Origin of the sequence: Chryseobacterium paludis (genome assembly GCF_025403485.1) — a bacterium.
Taxonomy (GTDB): domain Bacteria; phylum Bacteroidota; class Bacteroidia; order Flavobacteriales; family Weeksellaceae; genus Chryseobacterium; species Chryseobacterium paludis.
Genome location: NZ_CP099966.1, coordinates 68,031 through 80,371, shown reverse-complemented (window position 1 = coordinate 80,371; position 12,341 = coordinate 68,031). Strand labels below are relative to the sequence as shown.

Genomic DNA, 12,341 nt, shown 5'->3' with positions numbered 1-12,341 from the left:
ATGAGAGCCTCAATATATTTTTATTGGGGCTTTTTTATAATAATAAAACCATATAATCAGTAGTGGTAAAAGAATAACAAGTCTTTCTAACAATGAAAATCTTTCAACCTCATTGTCAAGCAGGTTATTTGGAACTAATGATACGAAAAGAACTGAAATAACGGCAAAAATTATTTCTATTAAAAACATTTTTTCACTGGCATCAGATCTTGAAGTTATTTTAGAATTTAATATCCAAAAACCTAAAAACAAAATCATAAAAGGAAAAGACCATATTCTATAGGTATCCCAGGCGATAGCATGAAGACATAAAGGAAACAGAACAATGACGGCCAATAATAACAGGAGGTAGATATTTATTCTTTTGAATCGCCTGTAAACAAGGTACATCATAAAAAGAATGGGAATACCAAAGAAAATTGAACCCTTTGAAACAAATATTCTCTGAAAAAAGTGTGGACTTTCTTCACTGAAATACTCTGTGAACTTTACAGTATAAGCAGATGCAACCGAATCAGCAGCTTTTCTATCCATAAACTGAAAGTGCTCCAAATAATTAAATATTTGACTATGATCAGTTGTTCCAAGAATTTCCTGATATATAGACACCCCAAACGTGGTGATTAAAGGTAATATTAAAAATATTAAAATTTTCTTTACCATTCCCCGGGCCAGAATATCTTTTATTGAAAATCCATTCTCATCAATCTCACTAATAATCAATGCGAAACAACAGATAGGAACCATTAAGAAAAATGAAATTTCATGTATCAGGATACTTATTGAAACAAGTACTGATGGGAGTAAAACTTTTCTCGATTTGAGAAGCCAGATAACAAGTATTGTCAGCAAAAAGATTAAATGATCAAGGTACCCGATAAGATGTGCTGTAAATATGATATATTGAGACAAAAAGAAAATTACATAAAACAATACAGTCTCAATACCCTCTTTACTTCTAACAGTCTCTCTGTATGCAATAAATAATAGTGACGCATACAGAATTATCAATATAAAAACAGAGATGAATAGTATATTTTGTTCAGTTTTTTCTAAAAAGAAACTAAAAAGCTCTCCTGCAAGCCCTCTTTTAATAAAACCAAATTTATAATCCATCACCCAATGTGCTTCGGACCAATTATTTGGCAATCTAATCGTTTTTAAAACACTAAATACAAGTGCATATAAATAAATGATTACAAAAAGAAGCTTCCTCCTCATTTTTTAGATTGTCATAGAAAAAATCCTGGTTTCAGGTTTATTCCGCATCATCCTAAGATCAAAGACCATCGCTACATTTCTTGTAAAAGCCCTTCCTTTTTCTGTAATTTTTATTTGATTATCATGAATTTCAACCAGATCATCTCTTTCCATTTCCTTCAGCATTTCCAAAGCATTTTCCAATTCAGGAAAAGAATTCTGAATATCCCATGTTGTTTCAAGCTGACACATTAAATTTAAAATATGCCTTCTTACTATTAAATCTTCATGATTTAAAATATGTCCTTTTACTACAGGAATTTCTCCTTCTTCAACTATTTTCTGATACTCTTCAACTGTTTTTACATTCTGAGCAAATGCATACCATGAATCTGAAATTGATGACATACCGAGCCCAACCATTAATTGCGTTTTGCTTGAAGTATACCCCATAAAATTCCTATGCAGCTTCTTCTGAATCAAAGACTGATACAGATCATCATGTTCTAAAGCGAAATGATCCATCCCAACCTCAATATAACCTAATTCCTCCAAAAGGCTCTTACCATCCTCATATAGACGTCTTTTTTCCTCTCCACTTGGTAGGTCATTTTCATCAAAACCTCTCTGCCCTACCCCTTTGATCCATGGAACATGAGCATATGAATAAAAAGCTAATCTGTCAGGTTTTAGTTCTAATGTTTTACGAATCGTATGCTCCATCGCATCCCAGTGCTGGTGTGGAAGTCCAAAAACAAGATCATGACTTATTCCTCCGTAACCAATTTCTCTAGCCAGCTCAGTTACCTCTTTTACTTTTTCGAAAGGTTGAATTCTGTTGATGGCTTTCTGAACTTTTGGATCGTAATCCTGCACTCCAAAACTTACTCTTCTAAAACCTAAATCATACAAAGTCTGAAGATGCTCTCTTGTTGTGTTATTGGGATGTCCTTCAAAAGAAAATTCAGGATGTTCCGCGATCTCAACAGTATCAAAAATCCCTTCTAATAATGTTTTTAAATTTTTAGGAGAGAAAAAAGTTGGCGTTCCACCACCTAAATGAAGTTCTTTTAATTTCGGTTTTTCTTCAAAAAGCTCAAGATAAAGCTTCCATTCTTTTAAAACACTTTCAAGATAAGGTGTTTCAACGCTATGTTGTTTTGTAATACGTTTATGGCAAGCACAAAAAGTACATAAGGCTTCACAAAATGGCAAATGAATATAAATAGAAATTCCTTCACCAGAGTTACTCTCATGAAAAGATCTTACCACACTTTCTTTCCATTTCTCAGGAGAAAATGTACTCTCATCCCAATATGGAACAGTAGGATAAGAGGTATAACGTGGTCCCGGAATATTATATTTATCAATTAAAGAATTCATTTAAAAATTTTAAATTTTATAAATCGAATGAAATACAAAAGAATTTCATTCTGCAAAATTAGCTATAACTTATGAATTATAAATCATGAATTATATTAGGGTTTATTTTCGAAATTTATAATGAGTCTAAATACCTCTTCAGCAAAGCTTTTCCCCAGATCAATATATCCTGCACTATCGTAATGCCATGGATCATTTCCATAATTATATTTTCCAGTAGACCGCACAATCGCTGAGTTCTTATTATTTTTCACAAACTTCTCCTGGGCATATTGTACCAATTCGCCTGTAGGCCATACTTTTCCTGTTTTATCTTTTCCTGAATCAGAAATTTTTCCAATGACAACGGGTAGATCGTCGGTCCGTAATGTGGCTCTTATTTGATTCATTAATATTTTTAAATGATCATAATAATGATCAGCTATTTCCTCACTATAACCTGCATCTCCTTCTCCCTGCATCCATAGAATACCTGAAGGAAAAATTTCATCTTTCTTACCATTTCCATCAATATCAGTTTCCTAAAAAGCATTTTTAACTGTTTTCAGAAAATTATCATACTGATTAATTCCGTTCTTCCCATGAAAATCAGAATCCCAACATCCAAAATCTCCTTTAGCAAGACTATCAATGGATGTTCCCTCTCTTGCATACTTTATTAAAGCAATTTTATCATTCGGAAAAAGCTCTTTTAGCCTTTTTGCCAGAGAAAGTTCTAAACCAAATCTATCTGAAAGTATATTTATTCTTCCATCTGTCTTAAATCCTGTTCCATTTCCTGGCTTTAAAACTTCCCATTTTCCTGTTCCACCATTCAAATCTCCGTCCGGCACTGAGTTTCCCTGAAAAATGTATACCTCTTTAAAACTTTTTAAATCATCAGGAAGATCTTTATTATAGCCAAATCCATTCATATTGGATTGACCTGCTAAAATAAAAACTCTTATCTTTTGACTGAATAATAAAGCTGGAAAAATGAGAAGAACAAATATTTTAAGGTTTCTCATGCAAATTTTATTCAAAGGTAGAGTGAAGAATAAGATAAATGGTAGTATTAACAGAGATATAGTCTATACTAAAAATTTAAAATTTTAATTTCAGTACCGCAATCCTGTCTTTTCCAGCAAAAACTATAGAATTAGAATCGATCCATTCACAGACATATAGATTTTTTTCATCAGAAATTTTCTTCCAAGTTTTTCCAAAATCCGAAGAATAACTGATATGTTGATCACCTACTGCTATTATTTCTTTCCCTTTTGAACCTGGTCTTATTTTGACACATGTTGTATAACCTGCATTAGCTCCGGAAGCTTGAATCTGCCATGTTTTCCCACCGTCACCTGTAGTAGCAATATTATTGATGTTATCAGCCTGCTTGGTATAATCTCCACCTACTGCAATTCCAAACTGATCATCATAAAAGTCTATAGAATACATTCCTTGTGAAGATTCTCCCTGAATAAAAGGAGTATTAAAAATTTCAAATTTTTCTGTCTTAAAATTTAATCTGATAATCCTGGAAGCCTTTCCTCCTGTAGCAATCCATAGATATTTTTTATTAGAAGCGATATTAGTATTACTGGCAGCAAAGGCCGCTTCTCCTTTATTTAAAATGACATCATTTTTAAATGAGCTCCATTCTCCATTTTTTAGAATTGCTAATTTTAAGTTATCATTAGCATCAGAATCACTGAAGCTGTAGGCTAAGTTATCATTAACAAAATGCAGAGCATCATAAAATGCTGTTTTCACCGTGTCTTTAAATACCGTTTTCGATTTCAGGTCTTTTTTATCAATTTCAAAAAAGAGAGCCGGACTTTCGATATTGATGGCATAAAAATGATTTTTATTTTGTCCCAGTGTACGGAACTGCAATCTTCCTTCAGACAATTTAATTTGTTTTTGATCTTGAGGATTCTTTAGATCTACAAAACCAAATTTAGAATCTGTTCCACTAAACCAGACTTTATTGTCCCATATTTCAATGGCTCTAATGCTAATTTTGTCATTAAAAACAGTCTCAAAGCTAACTTCCTGAGAGAATGAAAATATTCCTAAAAAGAAAAGTAAAAATGGTAAAATCTTTTTCATAGTAGACAAAAATAAAAAATCCACAGCTTCCTGTGGATTTTTTAACTTTTATTTTTTATAAATCTGTATTTGGTTTTTCCAAAGGCTCCTGTTCAGCTTTAAAAGTTTCACCATAACCTCCATTTTGGAGCTTAGAATTTCTTTTACTGTACAAGAAATAAATAATGAAACCAATAATCAACCAGGCAAAAGAATACATTTTAGCTTCTCTACTTAAATTGAAAATCAAATACACATTAATTAAAATACCTAAGCAAGCAATTAAAGGTAAAGCAGGAACTTTAAAGTTTCTCTGTAAATTTGGTTCTTTAACTCTTAATACCCAAACTGCAACACAAACCATTGTAAATGCGAACAAAGTTCCGAAACTTGTCATGTGTGCTAAATCATTAATAGGTGTTAAAGAAGCAATAACAGAAATTACAACACCCAAAATAAGTAGATTTTTCGTAGGAACTCCTGTTTTAGGATTTACCTTTGAAAATGTAGCAGGGATCAATCCATCTTTAGACATTCCTAAAAAGATTCTTGATTGCCCCATGATCATTACCATTAATACGGAAATTAAACCTATCGTTGCTGCAATTGTAATGATATAACCAGCCCAAGCTTGTCCTGCAATATCAAAAGCATAAGCTACAGGAGCTTTAATTGCATCAGGATATTTCCCAAGAGGGTTAAAATCTGTATAATGCATCATTCCTGTTAATACCAATGACACCAATATATATAAAAGCGTACAAATTATTAATGAAGTAATAATAGCAAAAGGTACATCCTTTTTAGGATTAATCGCCTCCCCTGCCTGTGTAGAAACGGCATCGAATCCTACATATGCAAAGAAAATAGCTGAAGCTCCGGCTACGACCCCACCAAAACCATAGGCAGAATGGGAAACTCCATTTTCTGTGATCGTTGTTGCTTCAGGAATAAAAGGTGTCCAGTTTGCTGTATTAATAAAGAAAACTCCGGCAATAATTACAAAAATAATAGCCGAAACTTTAAGGATTACAATAAAGTTATTTGCCTTAGCAGCTCCTTTTGTTCCTCTAACTAAAATTGATATAACAAATAATACGATCAAAAATGCGGGTAAATTCATTGAAAAGCCTGAATTTCCGGCAGCCCAATATGTTTGTGGATCCGTGGTAAGCCAAGCTGGTAAATGCAATCCGAACATTTTGAGTAGTTTTCCGAAATATCCTGACCAGGATACGGCGACCGTCATAGATCCCATCGCATATTCCAGAATTAGTCCCCACCCTATTATCCAGGCGAAGATCTCACCTACTGTTCCGTAAGCATAAGCATAAGCCGAACCTTCTACAGGGAGTATGGAAGCAAATTCTGCATAACATAGAGCAGCAAACACACACGCAATCCCCGCAATTACAAAAGAAAGAGCTAATGCAGGTCCTGCATTATAATACGCTCCGGTTCCTGTAAGTACAAAAATCCCACCTCCGATAATTGCTCCAATTCCAATAGCAGTAAGGCTCCATTTTCCCAAAACGCGTTTCAGCTCGCTTTTTTTAATATCAGCTTCATAAGCGCTCATTGGTTTTTTAACCCAAATTTTAGACATATTTTATTGTTTATTTAAGATTTACGAAAGTATAAAAAATTTACAAATACTAACAATTATTGATAAACTTTCATTATTAAATTTATATTTAAGAACATAAAAAACTGATTAGCATACCATTCAACTCATTTTTCGAGTATAATGAATTTTTCCTTATTTTTGAACACATGAATCTATATGATCTTTTTGTAAAACCGTATGAATACTATACTGCTTTACAAATTATGCTTGAAGCCATGGGCACATTCTTTGGTATTCTCAGCGTTTATTTCTCGATCAAAAAAAACATTTGGGTATATCCAACAGGTATTATTTCTACCTTAATTTATGTTTATATACTTTTCAACTTCGGATTGCTGGGCGATTGTATGATTAATGTATATTATACTGCAATGAGTGTATACGGATGGATACTATGGGCTAAAAATTCTGATGATAACATTCATGTACAGGTTTCATGGGCTACAAAAAAAGAGTGGATATTTGCCAGCATACTTTTTATTGTTAGTTTGTTATTAGTTACCATCATATATTATTATAAACCTTATATAGATAATCATTTTTCTATGAAAGGGGCAAATTTGGGATTATATCATTTGGATTGGGCAAATTGGCTTGATGTTTTAACCACATCTATATTTTTAGTTGGAATGTGGTTTATGGCCAAACAACGCATTGAGAACTGGATCTTCTGGATTATCGGAGATTTTATTTGCATGCCAATGATGATTTTTAAGGGTCTAGGAATCACTTCGGTTCAATATTTGGTATTTACTATAATGGCGATCATAGGATACGTCAATTGGAAAAAAAGTTTTAAAGAAAAAAGTAAAATAAAGTCATGAAAAATTTATTAAAAATAACATTTAGTTTTTTCACTATCGTTAGTTTAACATCTTGTTTAGCCTATTCTGATGGATATGCTAATAGTGGTTATGGAGATCCATATTATAACAACGGAAATTACTATGCTCCGTCCGGGTATTATGGAAGTGGTGGATACTACGGCAATGACGGGTATTACTATAGAAATGATGTAAACTATTATTATGATAACGGTGCTCCTTATTATTACTATGGAAATAATAATAACAGAAGAAAAGTATATGTAGAAAGAAGAACAGTTACTTCACAAAGACCTAATTATGGTCTGCAAAATACATCTACTAATAATAGCAATTACAGCAATAGTAATTACAATAATAACAATAGATACAATAATAATAACAGCAATAGCGGTTTTAGAAACTCAAATTCAAACAGCAATAAAAATAACCAGGGAAGTGGCTACAGAAATGCTCCACAGCAAAATACACAACGCCCTCAAAATAACAACAGTGGGTTCAGAAACAATAATTCCAGCAACACCAATACAAACAGTGGCAGCGGATTTAGAAACACTACACCAACTAATACACAAACTAATCCTCAGCCACAAGATAATTCCAACAGATCCAGTGGAAGTGGATTCAGAAGATAATTATTCTAAATAACAAAAACGAGCAGCAAACACTGCTCGTTTTTTATTTTAATATAGTAATTTTGCATGTTTATTTTTAGAGAAAGAAAGTATGGAATTTTATAAATATCAGGGTACAGGAAACGATTTTGTAATGGTAGATAACCGTGATTTACAGTTTCCAAAGGATAAGCAGATCATTGAAAAGCTTTGTGACAGACGCTTTGGAATTGGTGCAGATGGCCTTATTCTATTAGAGAATGATGAAAAGTATGATTTCAAAATGGTATATTATAATTCCGATGGTGGAGAAAGTACCATGTGTGGAAACGGGGGAAGATGCCTGGTTGCCTTTGCTTTTTTCTTGGATATCTTTGAAAACAAGTGCAAATTTATCGCTATAGATGGAGAACATGATGCTGAAATTCATAATGGAATTGTCAAATTAAAAATGATCGATGTGAATACTATTTCCAATGATGGAGAAGCTACAGTAATGAACACGGGGTCACCACATTATGTAAAGTATGTTGAAGATCTTGTTACCTACAACGTTTTTGCAGAAGGAAACGGCATCAGGAATTCAAAAAATTATAAAGAAAAAGGAATCAATGTGAATTTTGTTGAAAAGATCACTGATGATGAAATTTTCGTAAGAACCTATGAACGAGGCGTTGAGGATGAAACTTTCAGCTGCGGAACAGGAGTTACAGCATCGGCTTTAACTTTTCTACAAAAAAACAATCTAATCTCTGTAAAAGTTAAAACTTTGGGTGGAAATCTAAAGGTTTATGCTGAAAAAGAGGGAAATTCTTTCCAAAACATTTGGCTGGAAGGGCCTGCAAAGCAAGTTTTTAGAGGAAAGGTTGACCTAGTTTAAAAACAGAAAACTTTTAATCAATTATTTAATAATGAAAAAAACTATTCTCATTATCGTCCTACTTATTGTAGTAGTTGCGGGATTTTTTGGGTTAAGATTTTATAATACATATTACGGCAATAACGTAGAAAAGGAAGGTTATGTTTTAATTCCCCATGGGGCAAGTTTTAAACAGGTCTTAGATTCTATTGCTCCATATATACAGAATAAAGAATCATTTGAAACCGTGGCAAAAGATAAGGATCTTGCCCAACGTTTTAAACCTGGGCGTTATCACATCCAAAAAGGAACCGGCAATACGAATATTATTAATATGATTAAAGCAGGAAATCAGACGGAGAATACATTCAGGATAGGAGATTTTGGAGATATGTACCAAATGATTGGTAAGGTTACAAAAAAAACCGAATTGGATTCATTGACGTTTGTGAAAGAGCTTAATACAATTGCGACAGAAAAAGGATATAAAGATGCTGAAGATCTTAAAAAGTATTTCTTTATTGATTCCTATAATTTTTTCTGGACGGTGAGCCCAAAAGACTTTTTTACAAGATTCGAAGATCAATATAATGCTTTTTGGACGAGCGAAAGAAAAGGTAAAGAACAACAATCTGGATTAACAAGAGATCAGATCTACGCCTTAGCTTCAATTGTATATAAAGAATCCGGAGGAAAAAAAGATGAAATGAAAACTATTGCAGGATTATACTTAAACCGATATAGAAAGGGAATGAAATTACAATCTGATCCTACAGTGATTTATGCTATCAATAAACAAACGAATTTTAAAGATCCTATTAAAAGGGTTTTCTATAAATATCTTTCTACTCCATCGCCTTATAATACATATGCGAATGCAGGCATCCCTCCAGGACCAATATGTGTTGTCGATAAAAACTCGGTGGATGCAGTACTTAGTGCGGAAAACAACAACTATATATTCATGTGTGCCGATCCTGCCAGATTTGGTTATCACAAATTTACAGCAAGCGCAGCAGAGCATGCTATCAATGCAAAGGCTTATCAGAACTGGCTAAATTCAAAAAATATAAAATAAAACCAAAGTTTAACTTTATTTTAACAATCTCACAATTAACATTTAGCTCTTAAAATCGACATATTCATTATAAATAATAAATCAATCGTAATATTCTGAAATTTAATTCATTAATAATTTCGCAATATTAGGAGTTATCCTTTCACGATTTTACACAAAAAATACCTTATGAATCAGACGGAAATTTTTAACATTTTCACAAAAAAAACCTTGGGGCTTACTTTTGTACTTTCGGCAGCAGCATTCGCTTTTGGCCAGGAAAAGGTAGGTATTTCAGGAACTATTGTCAACAAAAATAATCAACCTGTCCCTTATGCTTCAGTTACATTTAGCAATAAACAAAATAAATTATTCAGTGACGCCGCTCTTACTGATGAGAAGGGCCAATATAAGCTTGATCTTACTCCAGGGAATTACGATATCACTGTTGAAGCTATTGATTACAAAAAAAATGTAATCAACAAACAAATTACAGCTGCAGGAAACATCGGAGCTTTAGCTATTGAACCAGAAAAAAGTGCAACCAACCTGAAAACTCAGGATATCCAGGGAGTAACCATTACGGTCCAGGCTAAACCATATAAAGTAGAATTAGACAAAAGAACTTACGACCCTTCTCAAGATATTGTAAGTAAAGGAGGAAACCTTCAAGATGTACTATCTAATGTTCCTTCCGTATCTGTAGAAACTGATGGTACTGTTTCTATGAGAGGGAGTTCAAATGTAAAATTTTTAATTAATGGGAAGCCTTCAGCATTGTTAGGTATCGACGATGGTGCTAACGCATTACAAAGTATCCCGGCCGATCAGATTGATAGAATTGAAGTAATCACCAATCCTTCTTCTAAATTTGAAGCTAGTGGTACAGCAGGTATTTTAAATATTATTTTAAAGAAAAGTAAGAAAACCGGTTTTAATGGTAGCGTAGTTGGGACTTTGGGATATCTTCCACAAACCAATCTTAATACCAATTTAAGTTGGAGAAAAGGAAAATTCAATTGGTTTCTAAATGGCGGTGGTGGATATCGTGAATCCAAAAATACAAATCGAAATAATTCATTCTTCAATAGTGGTACAACACAACAAATTGATAACGAATCCATCACAAAAAGTAAGAATGATAATTATAATGCTTCTGCCGGTGTAACGTATGACATCAACGATAAGACCTCTATAAATGCTTCTGGAACAGTAAGAACTTTTGATAACCAAAGCAATGGAAATGTTACTTATTATGACTATTTTAGTAATAATACAACGGGTTTCAGACAAAGATTAAACACTGCAAATGGTAATAATCTTGCTTTTCAGGGAGATTTTGGATTAGATCATAAATTTGATGACAAAGGTCAAAACCTTTCCTTATCAGCAAGCTTACAGAGAAACCGATCCAACAATGATACAGATATATCTGACACCAATAATGGAATCTTTCAATTACAAGATTTAGTGGCACAAAAAACACTCAACAAATCTTTTATAGGGAAAGCAGATTATGAGTTGCCTATTGGAGAAAACTCCAAAATAGAAGCGGGTTATAGAATAGATGTTAACAGAAATAACTATAATAATATGGTTATGGAAAGTACAGCAACACATCCTCTGTTTTCATATCTTGAAGATTACTCCTATAATGCTGTTTATAAGGAGATGTTTAATGCATTTTACCTTCAATTTAAAAGCAAGATTGGAAAACTGGGATATCAATTGGGATTAAGAGATGAAATTTCTAAGGTAGATATTGATTATTTAAATCTTGCTGGTGGCGCTCAAAAAACGACTAAAAATTACAACAACCTTTTTCCAAGTGTATTCTTAAGTTATGAGATTGCAAAGGACAATCAATTTTTGGTGAACTACTCAAGAAGAATTGACCGCCCACGTTCATTTTTTATGATTCCGAATCCAAGCTATAATGATAATCAAAATATTTTCGATGGAAATATTGACCTAAATCCTTCGTATGTAGATTCATATGAATTTGGATATAGCATTTCAAAAAAGAATTTTACAATTAACCCAACTCTATACTACAGACATTCTAGTGATGATGTTAAAATGTTAGTATTTAAAACCGTTGATACCAATGACATTACTACCTTCCATACAAAACCAATTAATCTTGGCAATGATGATCGTTACGGTTTAGATTTGAATTTTAACTGGGATGCTACAAAATGGCTGAAGTTCATGGGTAATGTCGATTTATTTGGATATAAAACAACCGGTACTTACTTTGATTCTAAAACAATGGACAAGCCAATGTCTTTTGATGGAAGTGGTTTCTCTACAAGAGCAAGACTTACTTCTACTTTCAAAGTAGATAAAACATTTAATTTCCAGCTTCAAGGTTTTTACAGAGGAGCTCAGAAAACACAAAGCCAAGATAGAAAAGATATGTATGCAATAAGCTTTGGAGCTTCTAAAACAATTTGGAACGGCAACGGAACCATTGGTTTCAATATTCAGGATATCTTTAATACAAGAGCGATGAGATCCACTACTTATGGTACTGATTTTACAAGGGATTCTTACATGCAATGGCAGCCAAGACAGTTTGCCCTATCATTAACCTATAGATTTAAGCAGGGAGAGAAGGTAGAACAACCTAAAAAGAAAAAGGACATCAACGCTAATGATAATGGCGGAGACGATCAAGGTGGCCCAATGTAAACCGACTTGT

9 protein-coding genes and 1 pseudogene are annotated in these 12,341 nt (G+C 33.1%); 5 read left to right on the top strand and 5 right to left on the bottom strand.

Translation table 11 applies throughout. The features are described from left to right. Positions 1 to 9: 9 nt before the first annotated feature. The 5 genes and pseudogenes from NG806_RS00340 to NG806_RS00320 form a co-directional block, all read right to left on the bottom strand. The gene (locus NG806_RS00340; protein ID WP_261511500.1) at positions 10 to 1,149 is read right to left on the bottom strand and encodes a hypothetical protein; all 1,140 of its coding nucleotides are present in this window, start codon (positions 1,147 to 1,149) and stop codon (positions 10 to 12) included. Between the two features lie 75 nt (positions 1,150 to 1,224). Then, positions 1,225 to 2,583 carry an oxygen-independent coproporphyrinogen III oxidase gene (gene hemN, locus NG806_RS00335; protein ID WP_261511499.1) on the bottom strand — a complete coding sequence of 453 codons (1,359 nt, stop codon included), beginning with the start codon at positions 2,581 to 2,583 and terminating at the stop codon, positions 1,225 to 1,227. A 95-nt stretch (positions 2,584 to 2,678) separates the two neighbouring features. Further along, positions 2,679 to 3,590, bottom strand: a pseudogene (locus tag NG806_RS00330) (sialate O-acetylesterase). 76 nt (positions 3,591 to 3,666) lie between these two features. After that, positions 3,667 to 4,677, bottom strand: coding sequence for a WD40/YVTN/BNR-like repeat-containing protein (locus tag NG806_RS00325; protein ID WP_261511498.1), 1,011 nt, complete (start codon positions 4,675 to 4,677; stop codon positions 3,667 to 3,669). 55 nt (positions 4,678 to 4,732) lie between these two features. Beyond that, a complete protein-coding gene (locus tag NG806_RS00320) occupies positions 4,733 to 6,262 on the bottom strand; it encodes an APC family permease (RefSeq protein ID WP_214833361.1) in 1,530 nt (509 codons plus the stop codon). A gap of 167 nt (positions 6,263 to 6,429) precedes the next feature. Here NG806_RS00320 and pnuC point away from each other — a divergent pair, with 167 nt between their 5' ends. The 5 genes from pnuC to NG806_RS00295 all read left to right on the top strand — a co-directional run bounded on the left by pnuC (position 6,430) and on the right by NG806_RS00295 (position 12,331). After that, the gene (gene pnuC / locus NG806_RS00315; RefSeq protein ID WP_214833364.1) at positions 6,430 to 7,107 is read left to right on the top strand and encodes a nicotinamide riboside transporter PnuC; all 678 of its coding nucleotides are present in this window, start codon (positions 6,430 to 6,432) and stop codon (positions 7,105 to 7,107) included. Continuing rightward, positions 7,104 to 7,742: a hypothetical protein gene (locus tag NG806_RS00310; RefSeq protein ID WP_214833367.1), complete on the top strand. Its 639-nt coding sequence runs from the start codon at positions 7,104 to 7,106 to the stop codon at positions 7,740 to 7,742. The genes pnuC and NG806_RS00310 overlap by 4 nt, the downstream gene beginning before the upstream one ends. A gap of 91 nt (positions 7,743 to 7,833) precedes the next feature. Beyond that, positions 7,834 to 8,601, top strand: a complete 768-nt coding sequence (dapF, locus tag NG806_RS00305) for a diaminopimelate epimerase (protein WP_214833370.1) — start codon at positions 7,834 to 7,836, stop codon at positions 8,599 to 8,601. A gap of 31 nt (positions 8,602 to 8,632) precedes the next feature. Beyond that, positions 8,633 to 9,658, top strand: coding sequence for an endolytic transglycosylase MltG (gene mltG, locus NG806_RS00300; protein WP_261511497.1), 1,026 nt, complete (start codon positions 8,633 to 8,635; stop codon positions 9,656 to 9,658). Positions 9,659 to 9,826: 168 nt separating this feature from the next. Continuing rightward, positions 9,827 to 12,331: a TonB-dependent receptor domain-containing protein gene (locus NG806_RS00295; RefSeq protein ID WP_261511496.1), complete on the top strand. Its 2,505-nt coding sequence runs from the start codon at positions 9,827 to 9,829 to the stop codon at positions 12,329 to 12,331. Positions 12,332 to 12,341: the final 10 nt, after the last annotated feature.

What these genes read in the sequence shown, in the direction of transcription:
- dapF (WP_214833370.1), top strand. Translation starts at nt 7,834, where the DNA reads ATGGAATTTTATAAATATCAGGGTACAGGAAACGATTTTGTAATGGTA.
- pnuC (WP_214833364.1), top strand. Translation starts at nt 6,430, where the DNA reads ATGAATCTATATGATCTTTTTGTAAAACCGTATGAATACTATACTGCT.
- NG806_RS00320 (WP_214833361.1), bottom strand. Translation starts at nt 6,262, where the DNA reads ATGTCTAAAATTTGGGTTAAAAAACCAATGAGCGCTTATGAAGCTGAT.
- NG806_RS00325 (WP_261511498.1), bottom strand. Translation starts at nt 4,677, where the DNA reads ATGAAAAAGATTTTACCATTTTTACTTTTCTTTTTAGGAATATTTTCA.
- mltG (WP_261511497.1), top strand. Translation starts at nt 8,633, where the DNA reads ATGAAAAAAACTATTCTCATTATCGTCCTACTTATTGTAGTAGTTGCG.
- hemN (WP_261511499.1), bottom strand. Translation starts at nt 2,583, where the DNA reads ATGAATTCTTTAATTGATAAATATAATATTCCGGGACCACGTTATACC.
- NG806_RS00295 (WP_261511496.1), top strand. Translation starts at nt 9,827, where the DNA reads ATGAATCAGACGGAAATTTTTAACATTTTCACAAAAAAAACCTTGGGG.
- NG806_RS00310 (WP_214833367.1), top strand. Translation starts at nt 7,104, where the DNA reads ATGAAAAATTTATTAAAAATAACATTTAGTTTTTTCACTATCGTTAGT.